The organism is Mucilaginibacter sp., from assembly GCF_025359345.1.
Classification (GTDB): domain Bacteria; phylum Bacteroidota; class Bacteroidia; order Sphingobacteriales; family Sphingobacteriaceae; genus Mucilaginibacter.
Genome location: NZ_JANYGQ010000009.1, coordinates 1 through 16132, shown reverse-complemented (window position 1 = coordinate 16132; position 16132 = coordinate 1). Strand labels below are relative to the sequence as shown.

Here is a 16132-nt window from a genome sequence, read left to right as displayed (position 1 = left end):
GTATCCTTTTTGGTATCACACTTAAAATATACAATTATATGTCATTTTAAATACCGCAAACCTACATTACAAATATATGAATTATCATTTAAATCGATATCTATAAGTGTATAATTTTGAGTCTTTATCTCAACAAGTCAGCATTTTCTTTAAATTTGGATATGTAAGAAACTATATCTTCCATTTAATTAAAAGACGATCTGATTTCATAGAAAATCCGGTAGTCCGCCAGTCGGCGGAAGAAAGGCAGAACGGTAGTAACGGGAAGGACTATTATGATACCGAAGCAAGAAGCAGAACTTTAGGCCATTATAAAAGGGGAACACCCGGAAGGCGTTCGGAGTAATAATGGTCCGAATACTTCCGTATCCATAACAGAGGAACCAGCCCCAGTCAAATAAGACTACGAGACATCAGTAACTATTGGAGCCGCCGTATACTGAACCGTACGTACGGTGGTGTGGGAGAGCGGCGAAACGAATAAAAGTTTCGCCCTCTACTCGATTGCAAAAAAGGAGAACTCTTTTAAATACCTAAGTCCTATAATGAAATATTTACTAAAAATGAATAACTTATAGTTTATAAATCATAACTTCATTCCGGGATAGTATCCGGCTTGCTGAACCCGTACCAATTATAACAAGGGGACCATCCGCGCGCAAATTGTAATTTACTGAAACCTTTATAATAGTGTATTTACGCTATGCAAAATAGCTGGACTACAGTCATTTACTTTTAACTTCATGTATGTTTGTTAAGTCACGTTGGTTAATGGTTGCTGCCTTGGTTGTATGCCTTTCAGGCGTTTACGCCCAAAATATTAAGCCCGACAGCGCATTTTACAGCCAAGCAGCCGGGCGGGCTATTGATCTTTTTAATACGGCTATTGCGGATCAGTCTGAAATATACAATGGCGTCGTTTATGAATTTACGCCAAGAGGCCCAAAAGGTTCGGTCTATTTGGATGACAAGAACTTTTGTACGCCGTCTCTCATCCGCTACAATGGCACGGCGTATAAAAACATACCTGTGATGTACGACGTTTTTAACGATGAAATGGTGGCGTTTTCGCCGGCTTCGGTTTATTTTATCCTGCGTCAGGAAAAACTGACAGATGTTTACCTTGCCGGTCACCATTTCATTTATGTGGATGCCGCAAATGGGGCTGATATTAAGCCCGGTTATTATGATGTATTATATGATGGTAAAACAACCGTTTTGGTAAAGCTGATAAAGACTCCGCATAAAAGCGTAACAGAAACAGTTGTTGAAGTAATTTATTCCGACGAAAGTGAGATCTACATAAAAAAAAGCGGGAAATTTATGCAGGTTGATAGCAAAGGTGATGTGATAAGCATTTTTAAGGATAGAAAAAAGGAGCTGAAACAATACCTCAGGAGCAACAAAATAAAATTTAACGAGGACAAAGAAGGATCAGTTGCCCGTTTAGCCAGGTATTACGACCAGATAACCCACTAAGATGAAAAAAATTTACCTGGCTATTCAAATTCTCCTGAACCTGTCAATTAGTGCTTTTGCACAGCAAAACAGCAGCCAGCTAATCGATGTGGATCTCAAACAGGCTACTATAGCGCAAATTGTTGCCGATCTGCAATCCAAAACAGGCTATCGTTTTTACTACGATCCTGTGCTGTTTGATAGCCTGAGGGTTACCGTTCGGGTTGATCAGAAAACACTGCCGGTGGTATCAAGCAAGGTGTTTGAGAACACAGCGTTTCGTTACGCTATCTCCAAAGAAAACGAAGTGATCCTGACAAAGGGCCGCGAAATTAGAACAACCCTGCCCGATGGCTTTTTTAACAACAAGAAAAGCACAACCGCAAAAACCGAAGTTGTGCAGGATCCTGGTAATAATCCCGAAATTAAAAAGGCACCGGCAGCCACATCCGAAAACAAAATATATCCAATTGGTATAGCTACTACCACACTTAAACCAGGTAACGCTACGCTTTCCGGCTATGTTCGCGACATCAGATCGGGCGAGCCAGTATCGGGGGCCAGCATTTATGTGCCATCGCTAAAAATAGGTATTGTTACTGATCAGTTTGGCTATTTCTCTATCAACATGCCGCGTGGCCGGCAAATAATAGTTATAAAAGGTGCCGGGATGAAAGATACCCGTCGGCAAATAATGCTGTACGGCAATGGGGAATTGACTGTGGAATTGCAGAATGAAGTGATCTCGCTTAAAGAAGTGAAAATATCATCCGAAAAAGTAGCCAATGTGCGCAGCGTTGAAATGGGGGTGGCCCGCCTGGATATCAAAAGCATTAAACAGGTACCTGCTGTTTTTGGCGAGGCCGATGTATTGCGTGTAGTATTAACCTTGCCCGGCGTACAAAGCGTTGGCGAGGCCAGTACCGGCTTTAACGTGCGCGGCGGCTCGGCCGATCAGAACCTGATCTTATTAAATGACGCCACCATTTACAATCCTTCCCACTTCTTTGGTTTTTTCTCGGCTTTTGACGCCGACATTATACAGGATGTGCAGTTATATAAAAGCAGCATTCCCGAAAAATTTGGCGGCAGGCTTTCTTCGGTGCTGGACATTACCGAACGTGAAGGGAACAAGAAAATATTTACCGGTTCGGCCGGGATCGGTTTGATCACCAGCAGGCTTAACATTGAAGGCCCGCTTGATTCCAACAAAACCTCCTTTATTTTTGGTGCACGCGCAACCTACGCCGACTGGTTGTTAAAAGCCCTGCCAAAAGCATACGCCAACAGCGGCGCTTCGTTTTACGATATAAATTTTAACCTGAGCCACCAGATCGATAATAAAAACAATTTGTACCTCACCACCTATTTCAGTAATGATGGGTTTAAACTAAACAGCGATACCAGTTACAAATACGGCAACCGCAATATATCCTTAAAATGGAAGCATAATTTCAGCAACAAGTTATACAGCGTTATTACCGCCGGTTATGATCGTTATCAATACAGCATTATCAGCACAGCCAATAAGGTTAATGCCTATCGCTTTAATTACAACATCAGCCAGATCAATTTCAAAACTAATTTCAACTATTATTTAAACCCCGAGCATACCATTACATTTGGGTTAAACTCCTCACGGCATAACATCAACCCCGGCAGTAATTTACCCAATGGCAGCAGTTCGGCGGTGGCCACGTTGATTATTCCTACCGAGCAGGCCCTGGAAAGCGCTCTTTATGTCGGTGATAAGTTTGAGGTAAGTCCCGATTTTTCGATAAATGCTGGCCTGCGTTATTCGTTGTACAATTACCTTGGGCCCCATTCGGTAAATAATTATCCGGCCAACGAGCCAAAAACCATCAATAATATTATCAAAACCACCAACTATGACAGCGGCAGTTTTATAAAAACTTACGGGGGACCAGAAATTAGGGTATCTGCCCGTTACGCTATTTCCGATGAATTTTCGGTAAAAGCTGCTTATAATACATTAAGGCAGTACCTTCACCTGTTATCAAATACCACGGCTATTTCGCCAACCGATATCTGGAAGCTGAGCGACCCCAATATAAGACCCCAGTTTGGCGATCAGGTTTCGCTCGGCTTGTATAAAAACTTCCAGTCAAACACCATCGAAACTTCCGTTGAAGTTTATTATAAACACCTAAACAACTACCTTGATTACCGCAGCGGCGCCACCCTGGTGCTAAATCCGCATATCGAAACCGATGTACTGCCGACACAGGGCAAAGCCTACGGGGCAGAGTTCCTTATAAAAAAATCAACAGGGCAACTAAATGGCTGGTTGAGCTATACCTACTCGCGCACCTTTTTACGGCAAAGTGACCCGAAAGCTGGACCGCTGATCAATAATGGCGACTATTACCCGGCAAATTATGATAAGCCGCACAGCTTTAATTTTATCGGCAACTTCCGTTTTTCCCACCGTTATAGCTTCTCGCTCAATGCCGTTTACAGCACCGGGCGGCCTATCACTTATCCTATCGCCACTTATAATTACGATGGATCGGAACGGATATTGTATTCGCAACGCAACCAGTACCGCATTCCCGACTATTTCCGAACCGACCTTTCCATTAATATCGACGGTAACCATAAGGTGCACCAGCTTTTCCACAACTCGTGGACTATCGGGGTTTACAATTTAACCGGGCGCAATAATGCTTATTCCACTTATTTTTCGGAACAAGGAGGAGTGATCAATGGTTACCAGCTGTCAATTTTTGCTAAACCAATACCCTTTATTAATTATAATATCCGATTTTAATGGTACAGAAAAATAGATATCAACCCATATGGGCCAATAAAAAAAGCCTGCGCCACCTAAAAGCCGTGTTGGCGTTTCTGATAATATTATTTGCTGTTAATTTAAGCAAAGCGCAGGTTTTAAATGGTCTGCAAAACAAATTTGCACGGTACCATGGAAACATCCTGCGCGAGAAAATATACACACATACCAACAAAAACTATTACCTGACCGGCGAGATATTATGGTTTAAATTGTATTGTGTAGACGACAGCTCCAATATATCTACCGGGATTAGCAAGGTGGCTTATGTGGAATTATTGGATAATAACCACATTGCGGTAATGCAGGCAAAAATTGGCTTAAAAGATGGTGCTGGTAATGGATCGCTGTTTATTCCTTTATCTTTACCAAACGGTAATTACCTGCTGAGGGCGTATACCAGTTGGATGAAAAATTTTGGGCCGGGCGTTTTTTTCGAAAAGCAATTAACTATTGCAAACCCATTAATATCGCCGGCTATAGCTGCTGCGGTTGCTGCGCCGGTGTATGATATTCGGTTTATGCCCGAAGGCGGGCATTTGGTAAACCGTCTTGCAAGTAAAGTGGCAATTAAAATTACCGGGCCGGATGGCAAAGGGGTAAACTGTGCAGGCGCCATTATCAATAAACAAAACGATACCGTGGCCCGTTTTAAAACGCTAAAGTTTGGGATAGGCAGCTTTGTGTTTACACCAAAGGTCGATAATGCCTATAAAGCGATAATTTATCTGAACGGGCAGGCAGTGGTAAAAGATCTGCCCGAAATCAGTGCTACCGGCTATGTAATGCGGGTAAACCCGGCCGATGATGGATGGGACGTACATGTGCAAAGTTCAGTTGGTACTTCAGCTATTTTCCTTCTCGCTCACAGCAAACATGCAGTGAGGTCAGCCCAGGAAGCATCATTAGCTGATGGAAAGGCAACTTTCCATATCAGTAAAAGCAAACTGGATGATGGGTCAACCTACCTTACCCTGTTTAACGGCCAGCAACGCCCGGTATGCGAACGGCTGGTTTTTAAAAGGTCTTCAAAAAAGCTGTTGGTGACCGTGCAGCCCGACAATAAGGCTTACGGAACACGCAGAAAGGTAAGCTTTGATGTATCCACACAAGACCAGGATAGTAAAGCAACTGCTTCAAATTTATCGGTTACCGTTTACCGTGATGATGAATTGCAAAACGCAGATGCAGGCGATATATCGAGCTATTTGTGGCTTTCTGCCGGGTTCAAAGGCCATGTCGAGTCAGCGGGTTATTATCTTGAAAATAATGGCAAGGATGCCGACGAAGCATTGGATAACTTATTACTTGCCCAGGGCTGGGCCCAGTTCGACTGGGATCGAATTTTGGCCGGTGGCCCGGCAACGTTTACTTATTTGCCTGAATACACGGGGCATATTATAACTGGTCAAGTAGTTAGTACCATAAACAAGGCGTCTGGCCGGAATATTACCGGTTATTTAAGTGTGCCGGGCATCCGCCAGCAATTGTATCCATCAATAAGTGATTCAACCGGGCGGTTGCTGTTCAACACACGCGACTTCTATGGTTCCGGTGAGATCATTGTTCAAACTAATTCCCAGACGGACAGTACCTATCGCATCGATATCAAAAGCCCCTTTTCGGATAAATACTCGCCTACCACAATACCTTCTTTCGCCCTGTTGCCCGCTATGGAAAACGCACTTACCGAAGGCAGTATAAACATGCAGGTGCAAAATATTTTTAAGGGTAACGATCTGAAAGAGTTTTATGCCAAACAAATAGATGTCGGCCCGTTTTACGGCACCCCTGGTAAAACATACAAACTGGATGACTACACCCGCTTTGCTACCATCGAAGAGGTGTTGCGGGAGTATGTGACCTCTATTTCTGTTTCAAAACGGCAGAACAAATTCAATGTCCGCATATCTAATGCCCATAGACCATTGGGCTTTAAACCCCTGATCATGCTGGATGGCGTACCCATATTTGATCAGGATAAGATCTTTCACCAGGATCCGTTAACCATTCAGAAACTGGAAATAGTAACTACTGACTTTATGTACGGACCAACGGTTTTTAATGGGATCATGAGTTTCGCGACTTACAACGGTGATTTGAAAGGCCTGGAATTAGATCCGCATGCTGTTATATTAGATTACGAAGCTCTGCAATTGGAACGCAAGTTTTATTCGCCTGTGTATAATCCCGGGCAGCTGCAAAACAGCCCGCTGCCCGATTTTAGAAGTGCGTTATACTGGAACCCTGATGTTAATACCGGTGTTGACGGTAAATGCAGCGCAACTTTTTACTCTGGCGACAAGCCGGGCCGGTACATCGGTGTAATTGAAGGGATCTCTGCAAATGGCGAGACCGGTACCGGGTATTTTAGTTTCGAGGTGAAAAAGTAGATCTTATTTATTATTAGATAAGGCTTTTCCATAGTGTACCTTGTGGACCCTTCGTGTCACTCCTGATGATTTAAGGCGGAGAACAAAGAAGAGACGCAGCGAATGATAAAAGCCAAATTCTATACTGTTGTTGTGTTTCCCGCTAAGGTTTTTTGGATGGCGCTGTTATTATTTCCAGAATGGCGGCACCGCCTTGGTCCCTCTGACCGTGCAATCAACACAAAGAATGGTAGAATAAGTATACGCCGTTGGGTTCCCGAATGGATCTGGCGGAGGCAGGTATAATCCTGACACGATGGAATAAGGTGAATTTGGGCCCGTAACTTCTGCGTACGATCGTGTAAAAGGGTGCGGAGGGTTATTAAAAACGGTATCGATCTGACAATCACAAGGGTAAACAGCGCTATAACTTGCCGGCAGTTTGTCGGCCGTAATAAAAACCCTTTTGGTAGCTGTTCTTCCAACGCTTAAATAACCTACCACCAGTTCAGCCGGATCGGAAAGGCAGCGGTAATTGGTTTGATTTTCCGAGGGGAGTACATCAAAGATACCGCCTAATTTTTCGGTGTTGTTTTGCAGGTTCAGCCAAAAGGTGTAGGCATCAATGGTTAGGGCGTATTGCCTAACCAGCATACTGTATTTGGTTTCTATTTTTTCGGCAGTGGCCGGAATTTTTGTGATAGGTGCCTGGTAAATAATATCCTGCGCCAGTTTGGTTGATGAAGCCAACGTAACATTGGTTGACGAGTCGCCGGCAAAACAATTAAATATCTGTTCGCCTGGTTTGCGTGGTGCCAGGCTGTTAAAATACCCTGATGGGTATTTAGTATGAAACTGCCAGGTTTCTGAATAATCCCAGCGGTAATAATGTGTGCTATTGGCACCGTCATGGCTGTTCAGGTATATCTGTACGCCATCTGGCTGTGCGTTAAAACCCACGCTATCTATTGGCGGGCTGTTTTTTACGTCCACGTAGTCCGACACATATTCCTTGTGATCTGCTGTTTTAATATGCAAGCGGTATTTGCGCGCCGCATCTAAAGTTACCGGCGGGGCGGCATAGCGTCCCGGCACCGTTTCCGCTAAATTAAAGCTGTCTTTAGTATCGCTTTCAACGGTGACCAAGGCATTCGGCTCGGGTTTGATGCTATGATTGGTGTTAATTTGTTGTGTCCGGCTTATTTTGATTATGGTTGAGTCGGCGCCGTTATCTATAACACCCTCAATAACCAGGTAACTGTTTTTGTCGGATCTTATTTCCACGGGGTTAAACGGTTTCCTGCAGCTTACCGCCATCAAAATAATGCATAAAGCAAAGCCCCATTTTGCAGTCATTCCGGTTTATTTTTGATCCCTGGTTTATGTAGTGGGGCAGATGTGCTGCCCGGGCGTTCCGCCATTCCGAAGTTAGTTAATTATTTCGGACGATGCCAGATATATAAACGAAATATTTACCTGCGTGCGAAATGGATGGGGGTTTTACAAAGTACTTCGATCCGCCGTGAGATATCCTCCAGCTTATGGATATCCGACTTGAATTTTATCTTTTTGTTGTCCTTGACTTTGAGATAATCCTGGGCATCTTCATGATGGTAGGGTTTCTGGGTTCGAACCAGTGACCCTCCCGATTATAAATAGGGATGCACTGAACCAGCTATGAGCTTTTCTATCATTTTATGACTTTTCCAGGCTTTAATTTGGTTCTCCCGTTTTATTGTGTCACTCTTTGTTGAATATTATTCCTTCCATTTTATTTCCCAATCTAACATGTTGCCAGTAAATCCTTTGTGATTTGTATTATACTTCGCTAATCTTTTTGCGACATCTTCACAAGACCCGACATAGTATTTATCTTTTGTCGGCGAATAAATTATATAGGCAAAATGCATTTTGGAAATGTCTTTAAATAGAAAAACCTGGTATTTCTACCAGGTTTTAGTGGTCCCTACTGTACATATATCGAACCATTTCCTTTCTGATTTGCGTTTAATAGCGGATTTGAACCAAAAAGTTTTTTAGTCTATATTTAGTCTGACTATTACTTTTTTTATAAATAACCAGTGCGTTTATTTATCCCAAAACACTGTGTGTCCAGGTCGTCTGAACCACCAATATCCGCAACAGCAGCCTTATAGTTAGCAGCATTCACCGTTGATTCCAACCAGGATAGATAAAGCGGTGTACAAAATCACCTTTAATTTGCCTGCCGGGATAGCTATTAGGCAGCCGCCTTTGGCTTATCGAGTCGCACTACTCGGTTAAAAAAGACCGCATGGCTAACAGGCACGCGCATTTCCAGTCACTTACAGTCTTTCAGCAACTAAAATTTGCATTATTTATCAGCCAGTTTTTTCAAATAATCCGCATACCAATTTGCCAACGCAGTATCGTATCCCTTTTGGTCTATGAATACTTCAGGATCATAGCTATCGCCAGGCTGGCGCTTATTATGCAATCGAAAATGATTGGCATGCGAGGCCAGCCATATATCAAAATGCAGGTTTTTCATAGCCTCAAATGTTCGGGCATAATCCTTGCCAATGTCCGGGTAGCCCGGCATGCCCGAAAGTATTACCCCGTTATTTATCGAGGGCATATTGGCTATCAGCACCCGGTAAGTGCGGTGTTCGTCCTTCACATCAAATAAGAAACTACAAGCCCCTTTGGTATGCCCCGGATGGTGCAAAGGGATGATCTCCATCCCACCAAACTTTACCGTGTCATGCTCCTGTAGCAATTTTGTGACTTTTACTGGTTGAAACACGGGGCCTTTTCCTCCGAAAGTAAAATCAGAGTTACCGCCATCGGCCAAAAGTTGAGCGTCGTTTTCATTGACCATTAATTTTGCGCCGGTTACTTTCTTTATTTCGGACATAGCGGCCACATGGTCAAAGTGGGCGTGTGTAGCCAGCAGTATTTTTATATCCCTAAATTTAAAGCCAAGTGCTTCCACATTTTCGCGTATCATCGTCGCAGACTCTGCCAGTCCTGTATTGATCAATACGTGGCCTTTTGGGGTGGTTATCAGGTAACAGGCCAGGTCGTACGTGCCTACATAGTACAAGTTGCCCGCAATACGGAAAGGTTCGGTTGGTTTAACCCAGCTCGGGTCCATCATGGGCAATGGCGCCAGTTTTTGGGCAGTGCAAAAATAGCCGCTAAACACTAAAAAAAAGGTAAGAATGAATCCCGGGAGTTTTTTGGAGGTGTGCATGAGGGTGAGATCATGTTATAATTGCTCTGTTTTTTGCGTGTGTTATTGGTGATGGCTTTGTATGCATCATCTTTTAACGGATGTTTTCCATTCCAATATGGTTAAGGTAAAAAATTGCGGATGATGATCGAAGTAAGCCCTTGTTGTTGAATCCACCAACAAGGGCAAAAACCCGGATCTAAACCCGGGTTTTTGGTATTAATAAGCCAAGATCATTTATTATGGTATATCCCAGAATATTTTTTGTGTTAACCCATCACCTCCCATACTCGCTACAGCTGCGTTATTGTTGACCGCGTTTTGGGATTGCTCAGCATCAGGATAAGCCATACGCCTAACAAAGCCGCCGTTTAAGTTATTGTTGTACATATTGGGTGCTAATACCGGGAACCCGCTTCTTCTCACATTAGCCCAACTCTCGGGGCCGTTTACAAAACTGGATATCCAGTATTGTGTATTGATAAGTTGAAGTGCGTTCGCATTATTAAACAGAACGGCGGGTTGAGCTACGTACCAGTTTTCTTCTGCAACTGAAATCGCGGGGTTTGGCACATTCGGATACAACTTCCATTCATCCATAGAAGCTATAATGCCGGATTCATAGTATTGCTGCGTAGATAAGGTACCCACAATCCACCCCCTGAATTGCGCTTCTGCCAACAATAGTTGTGTTTGCGAATAAGTAATAAAAAATTGAGGGGTAAGAACATTGGCAACTACATCGTAATTAAGCTGCGTGTAATTTTGTCCGCCGCCTTTAATGCCTCTGTAACCCGGAGCGGTTAGAACGCTCGACTGGTCATACCCCACCGGGAACCCAAATTGGTTAGCTGTCGTGGTATCACGTGTTGAGGTAAAATCTTGAGGTTTGATATAGCTGGCGCCCATATACTTCAATCTCGGGTCCTTAGTGTTTTTTAACTGGTTAACAAAAGGCTCAGCTAAATAATAAAAATATGGGCTTACGCTTCGCTGTAAGTTAGAAAAATTGTTGGGATTAGCAACACTATATCCCTTGATGACAACATTATCGGCGTTTGATTGCATTACGCCGCCTGCATAGGCCTCCTGTGCAATACTTTGCGCTTTGGCGACGTCAGTTTTTGAGTAGCGGATGCCCAAACGCAATAGCAAAGAATAACCGATTTTTTTCCATTGTGCTACCTGTGCGGCTATCAAAGCAGGAGAGGAGGCGGTTGCACCTCCAAAAAACAAGTCACCGGTTACATATTCATTTGAAACAGATAAAGCCCCCGTAGCCGTTTTAAGTTCGTTGTATAGGTCGGCATAGATGGCGGCCATTTTATCATATTTCGGATAAAGCAGGCCTGAAAGGTACGCTTTTCCTGCGTCGCTGTAAGGTACATCACCGTAGGTATCAACAAGCGTCATAAATGCATACGCTTTCCATATCCGGGTCATGTTGTACAGGTTTTTAGCGGAAGGGTCATTTTGAGTAAGGCTGATAATTTGTACCAAAGGTTTAACTGTAGCTGTGTAAATACCCCAGCGCGGGCTGTTATAACCATCTATATCATCATTAAAGTTAAAACCCGCGGTAGCGCCTGAGTTATAAGCATTCAGATATTGTTGTGCTATGGTTTGTTCCCCATCCCAGTTGCCGGCATTCATGCCCAGTTCGGCCCCGGTAAATAACAACCCGGGGTCAATTTTTGTAATTCCATAAGGGTTCTGGTTTAGCTTTTCAAACCCCTTTTTGCAACCGACGAAGCAAATTAACAAGGTTAAGGGGATTATAAGACGACTAATTTTTTTCATAATATTTATATTAGAATTTTACATTTAAATTAAGCCCGAAGGTGCGGGTAGTTGGTTCAGTATGTTGCTCATATCCTAAGCGGCTATCGCCTGATGACGCGAAAGCCTCAGGATCAACATCAGGAATACGTTTCATAAGCACCGCTGCATTCCGGCAAAAAGCAGCTAAGGACAGCCCTTTAATAAACTTTACGTTTTTACTCAGTAAACTTGTAAAATCATAGTTAAACGTGATGTTTCTTAACTTGATAAAGTCGCTGCTAAAAACAAACGGGTCTGCAATTTGCTGGGTACGGTAATCAGCATAAAATATTCTCGGATCAACCGATATTGTATTCTTACTTCCATCGGGCAGTACACCATCAAAAACAACCCCGCTGCGGCCCACTAAAGATTTCTGGCTCATGCCCGATCTTAAACCATTTAATGCTGTCGACGAAAACACCTTACCGCCAAATTTACCATCAATTTGTACTAATAAGCTCAACGCCTTGTAACGGAATGTGTTCTCTACCCCACCGGTTACCTTTGCATTTGCACTACCATAATTTACCTGATTGACTGAGTGGATAAGTCGTCCCTGAGCATTTAACATTACCTGACCGGCTGCATTGCGGAGGTAAGTGTATGATATCAGCTGGTTCATCTCTTTGCCGACATCGTACACTAAAGAGCCCAGAAATTCGTTGCCTGTGCCGTTAAAAAACACTACTAACTGACGGGTTTGCCCGGGATTTAGCGCCAATACCTTTGATGTATTATAGGCTGTATTTACCGCAATATTCCAGGCAAAGTTCCTGGTTTTAACAGGTGTCCCGTCGACCAAAACCTCTAAACCTGTGTTTTTCAACTTTGCGATGTTGACATTGGTGGAAGTGTAACCCGAAGCAGGCGATAAAGCAACCGGCAAAATCTGTTTATCGGTCCTCTTGTCGTAAACGGCGATATCGAAATTTAAACGATTGTTTAAGGTCTTTAACTCCATGCCTATTTCTTTTTCAGTAATGAGCGCAGGCGTTAATAACGGGTTTGGCCGATCTGCATTAGCAATGCTTCCAACCGGATAGGTGCCGAAAAGCTGTGACGCGATGGAGTAGGTAAGCTGGCTGTTATAGGCAGGAACACCGTTTGCATTCCCTGCCACTGCATAGCTCATCCTTAGCTTACCATAATTTAACCATGAGATATTGTGCAGTAATTCAGAAAAAACAAAGCTGAGGCCTGCGGACGGATAGTTGATAGAGACTTTAGGGTTGGCTACTATCGAACTTGGCGGTGTAAGCACCGAAAAGTAGTCGACACGGTCGGTAACACTAAGATAGAGGTAGTTTTTATAGCCAAAATCTGCAAACCCATACGCGGAGTTTACCTGTGTTCTGGTAACGCCGAAATCCTGGGTTTTAGTAATACCGTTTGCTATACTATAAACGTCCCTCACCACAAAGTCTGTAACGCCCTGGGTAGAAAGGTTACTGTCAAATGTATACATATTACCGCCTACGCTTCCGTCAATAGTAAAATCGCCAATTTTATGGTGGGTACCTAACAGGAAGTCCATATTCATTTGCCGGTTAAAGCCCGTGTTAACATTGTAAGTACCCGCCCAGCCCGTGTTGCTACTATTACGCAGCGTAGTTATACCATGTGGGAAGTTAAAGTCGTTAACAGCGTAACCCATGTCCGCATTTACACGGCCCTGTAAGTACAGCCACTTGGTAAAATCATACCTGGCCAAAACCGTACCTAAAAAATGGTCCCTTTTTGTATCGTTGAACATCCGTCCGATCAGGTAATACGGGTTGGTTAAAAGGGCCCCGAAGGGATTGGTTGCATAAATGCTGCCATCAGGGCCTACGGCATTGTCCTTCAGTGTCTGTATCGCCAGCGTTAATGGCGTACGGTTAAGGAAACTGGAAAATCCGACACCCTGTGCGCCAACCAGCGGGGGGTTCTTGTTTTCCTCATGGGTATAGTTAATATTTACCTGAAGCGTGAGTTGTGGAGTAATCTGGCTGTTAAGCCCCATGTTAAAAATCTTCCTGTGATAGCTATTGTCGGGCGAAATACCAAGAGCATCCTGGTTTGAAAAAGAAGTGCGGAAGTTTGTCGAGGTGTTGCCTCCCGAAAGCGCTATCGAATTCGTGAGCGTAGTCCCGGTCCTGTAAAATTCGCTTATACGGTTTTTATCAGGAGAATAAGGCCTTAAAACACCATCATACTGTACTGTAGGGACGCCGTCATATTTTGCGCCCCATGACAGGTTACCCATTGATTGTGCTTCAGCCTGTGTGGTAGGGCGCGCGCCCCCAATGCCGGTACCGTAAGCGGGCCTGACATTCTCTGGTAAGTTTGTGATCTTGTCCCGGAAATGCGAGAAATTTAAAGTCACATTGTAGTTAAAGTCGCCTCTTTGCTGTCCGTGATAAGACACTATAAATTCCCAGCCTTTATTACTCTTTGATGCGCCGTTAACTGTTTTAGATTGCCCCTCACCTAATGCGGATGCAACGGGAGGTGTAATCAAAATGCCGGTTGTTTTCCTGGTGAAGTAATCAAATGAACCAGATATTTTGTCATTAAATATGGTGAAATCCAAACCGGCATTTATTTCATCGGTAGTTTCCCATTTAAGCCCGGGATTTGCCGCCTGGGTTTGAACAAAGCCGGAGGGTAATGAACCAGTGTTAGCACCCGTTAAAGAATATGCCGTCCCAATGTTCATATATTGTTCCCAAAATCCGGGCGTAAGTTGGTTTTGGGTCGTTCCATATCGCGTATCATAGAGGGCGAAACGGGATAAGTCGCCTATTTCCTGGTTACCTACCCGGCCAACACCAAGCCTTGTTTTTAATTCAGAAAAAATCCCATTATTTTTCATAAAACCTTCCTTATCGATTCTCCATCCGGCTGAGGCTGCAGGGAAAATACCGTACTGGTTGTCGGTACCAAATCTTGAAGATCCATCACGGCGAACAGTGACAGAGGCCAGGTATTTACCCGAATAATTGTAATCAAGGCGTCCAAATTCAGAAAGCAATCTGTTTCCGAGCGATGCGCCGGTAACGGTGGTATTGCCCGTCCCCGCATTTAACGTGAAATAGTCTTCAGTCTGCAGTGCGAAACCTTCTTTTTTTGTTGTTTGGAAATCGGTGAACGTCTTAACGTATTCTGTACCCACCAGAAATTTGAAATGATTATTGGCGTTCAAATCAAGGTTATACCTGATTGTATTTGAGAGAGTGGTACTTAGATAGTGGTTTTGATCAAAAAACAAACTGTTGGAAGTACGGCTTAACGCGCCTTCTGTAAAAGTTGGTGTAATTATTTTATTCAAATAGGTTGCATTGTCCGCACCGAAATTTGACTTAATAAACAAATTCTTAATTGGCTGAATTTCCAGGAAAACATTCCCAAATGTGTTTAAACGGTTTGCGTTATTCCATTTCGCCAGGTCCTGCATGTGCAACGGATTATTGCGGTCAGAATACCCGGCACCCAACTCACCAGCATAGGTGGTTCCGTCTTTTTGATACACCGGGATAGTAGGCGCTATCGTTAAATAAAATTCTAAGATCGCGCATATGATTATGCAGCCCAGTTTTTTTAAGGCCTTTTACTTTCTTAGTAACGGGTCTTTTAAATTGGTTTAGCCGGGTCATAGTTCTCGGGCCTTTTAGAAAGTTTTCATATTCCTCTAAAAACTGAGCTCGTATATTTGTTATTGGAACAACATCAGACTTCCAAAAATCGATCAAACTAAAAACCACCGTCTTCATGTTCGCAGCGCTTGCACCGCGTTTCTCCTTTTCTAATTTTTCAATTTGTTGTAAGCCAAATTCAATTACATTAATTTCCTCGGCCCTGATTTGGCCACCACTTTCCAGATAGTGCGCAAGGCTTTTCGCATTATAATAACTCAATCGAATGTTAAGATCACTTATTTGATTTCGATAATCTTTCAATACGGGGTTAATGAGATCAGTTATAAAATGATCTTTAATGGTAAAATCTTTACGAAGTTGTTTTTCGCAAACAAAATGCTGGGTGTTAATAAAAGCACATTTTCCTTTGTGCGTAACTCTTATTTTAACATTCCATGTGCCATCTTCTTTTTTGTGGTGAGGCAATACCACTTCACGAACTGTTGCCATGATTAATCTTTTAGCAACCGGCATCTCCGTTGTAGAATATTTGTAGAAGATTACCGATTAATTCAACAAAAAAAACTGTTAAACTGCTAAATCCCTTGATTAAGCGACATTGAAGAGTAGGGGCAAAAATACGGCTTAAAACCATAAAAAAAGCCCATTTTCTTGCGAAAATAGGCTTTTTGACTTGTGGTATCAGCTGGGATCGAACCAGCGACACAAGGATTTTCAGTCCTTTGCTCTACCGACTCTATGAGCTATTTGAAGCTGTTTTAGCTTGTTTTGATATCAAAGTGCGCCAAAAGTGCGCCAAATGTCTACGTTAAAC

9 protein-coding genes and 1 tRNA gene are annotated in these 16132 nt (G+C 43.2%); 3 read left to right on the top strand and 7 right to left on the bottom strand.

What is annotated here, in order from left to right:
- Nucleotides 1-747: 747 nt before the first annotated feature.
- Genes Q0R52_RS03785 through Q0R52_RS03775 form a run of 3 tightly spaced genes read left to right on the top strand, consistent with a single transcriptional unit; the run spans nucleotide 748 to nucleotide 6663 of the window.
- A complete protein-coding gene (locus Q0R52_RS03785) occupies nucleotides 748-1479 on the top strand; it encodes a hypothetical protein (RefSeq protein ID WP_295792317.1) in 732 nt (243 codons plus the stop codon).
- A 1-nt stretch (nucleotide 1480) separates the two neighbouring features.
- Complete coding sequence (locus tag Q0R52_RS03780; protein ID WP_295792315.1) at nucleotides 1481-4249, top strand: carboxypeptidase-like regulatory domain-containing protein; 2769 nt, start codon at nucleotides 1481-1483, stop codon at nucleotides 4247-4249.
- On the top strand, nucleotides 4249-6663 hold the full coding sequence (locus Q0R52_RS03775; protein WP_295792313.1) for a hypothetical protein: 2415 nt from the start codon (nucleotides 4249-4251) through the stop codon (nucleotides 6661-6663). The genes Q0R52_RS03780 and Q0R52_RS03775 overlap by 1 nt, the downstream gene beginning before the upstream one ends.
- Nucleotides 6664-6831: 168 nt before the next feature.
- On the opposite strand, the gene Q0R52_RS03770 is transcribed toward Q0R52_RS03775, so the two are convergent.
- From Q0R52_RS03770 to Q0R52_RS03745, 7 genes are all read right to left on the bottom strand, one after another.
- Nucleotides 6832-7998 carry a DUF4249 domain-containing protein gene (locus Q0R52_RS03770; protein WP_295792312.1) on the bottom strand — a complete coding sequence of 389 codons (1167 nt, stop codon included), beginning with the start codon at nucleotides 7996-7998 and terminating at the stop codon, nucleotides 6832-6834.
- Nucleotides 7999-8399: 401 nt separating this feature from the next.
- On the bottom strand, nucleotides 8400-8552 hold the full coding sequence (locus Q0R52_RS29305; protein ID WP_366520847.1) for a GIY-YIG nuclease family protein: 153 nt from the start codon (nucleotides 8550-8552) through the stop codon (nucleotides 8400-8402).
- 443 nt (nucleotides 8553-8995) lie between these two features.
- A complete protein-coding gene (gene bla, locus Q0R52_RS03765; RefSeq protein WP_295792310.1) occupies nucleotides 8996-9877 on the bottom strand; it encodes a subclass B3 metallo-beta-lactamase in 882 nt (293 codons plus the stop codon).
- A gap of 219 nt (nucleotides 9878-10096) precedes the next feature.
- Nucleotides 10097-11656 carry a SusD/RagB family nutrient-binding outer membrane lipoprotein gene (locus Q0R52_RS03760; protein WP_295792308.1) on the bottom strand — a complete coding sequence of 520 codons (1560 nt, stop codon included), beginning with the start codon at nucleotides 11654-11656 and terminating at the stop codon, nucleotides 10097-10099.
- Nucleotides 11657-11666: 10 nt separating this feature from the next.
- Nucleotides 11667-15191: a TonB-dependent receptor gene (locus Q0R52_RS03755; RefSeq protein WP_295792306.1), complete on the bottom strand. Its 3525-nt coding sequence runs from the start codon at nucleotides 15189-15191 to the stop codon at nucleotides 11667-11669.
- On the bottom strand, nucleotides 15157-15807 hold the full coding sequence (locus Q0R52_RS03750; protein WP_295792305.1) for a phage integrase SAM-like domain-containing protein: 651 nt from the start codon (nucleotides 15805-15807) through the stop codon (nucleotides 15157-15159). Before Q0R52_RS03750 ends, Q0R52_RS03755 begins: the two co-directional genes overlap by 35 nt.
- Nucleotides 15808-15994: 187 nt before the next feature.
- Nucleotides 15995-16065, bottom strand: a tRNA-Phe gene (locus tag Q0R52_RS03745).
- Between the last annotated feature and the right edge of the window lie 67 nt (nucleotides 16066-16132).

What these genes read in the sequence shown, in the direction of transcription:
- Q0R52_RS03785 (WP_295792317.1), top strand. Translation starts at nt 748, where the DNA reads ATGTTTGTTAAGTCACGTTGGTTAATGGTTGCTGCCTTGGTTGTATGC.
- Q0R52_RS03780 (WP_295792315.1), top strand. Translation starts at nt 1,481, where the DNA reads ATGAAAAAAATTTACCTGGCTATTCAAATTCTCCTGAACCTGTCAATT.
- Q0R52_RS03775 (WP_295792313.1), top strand. Translation starts at nt 4,249, where the DNA reads ATGGTACAGAAAAATAGATATCAACCCATATGGGCCAATAAAAAAAGC.
- Q0R52_RS03770 (WP_295792312.1), bottom strand. Translation starts at nt 7,998, where the DNA reads ATGACTGCAAAATGGGGCTTTGCTTTATGCATTATTTTGATGGCGGTA.
- Q0R52_RS29305 (WP_366520847.1), bottom strand. Translation starts at nt 8,552, where the DNA reads ATGCATTTTGCCTATATAATTTATTCGCCGACAAAAGATAAATACTAT.
- bla (WP_295792310.1), bottom strand. Translation starts at nt 9,877, where the DNA reads ATGCACACCTCCAAAAAACTCCCGGGATTCATTCTTACCTTTTTTTTA.
- Q0R52_RS03760 (WP_295792308.1), bottom strand. Translation starts at nt 11,656, where the DNA reads ATGAAAAAAATTAGTCGTCTTATAATCCCCTTAACCTTGTTAATTTGC.
- Q0R52_RS03750 (WP_295792305.1), bottom strand. Translation starts at nt 15,807, where the DNA reads ATGGCAACAGTTCGTGAAGTGGTATTGCCTCACCACAAAAAAGAAGAT.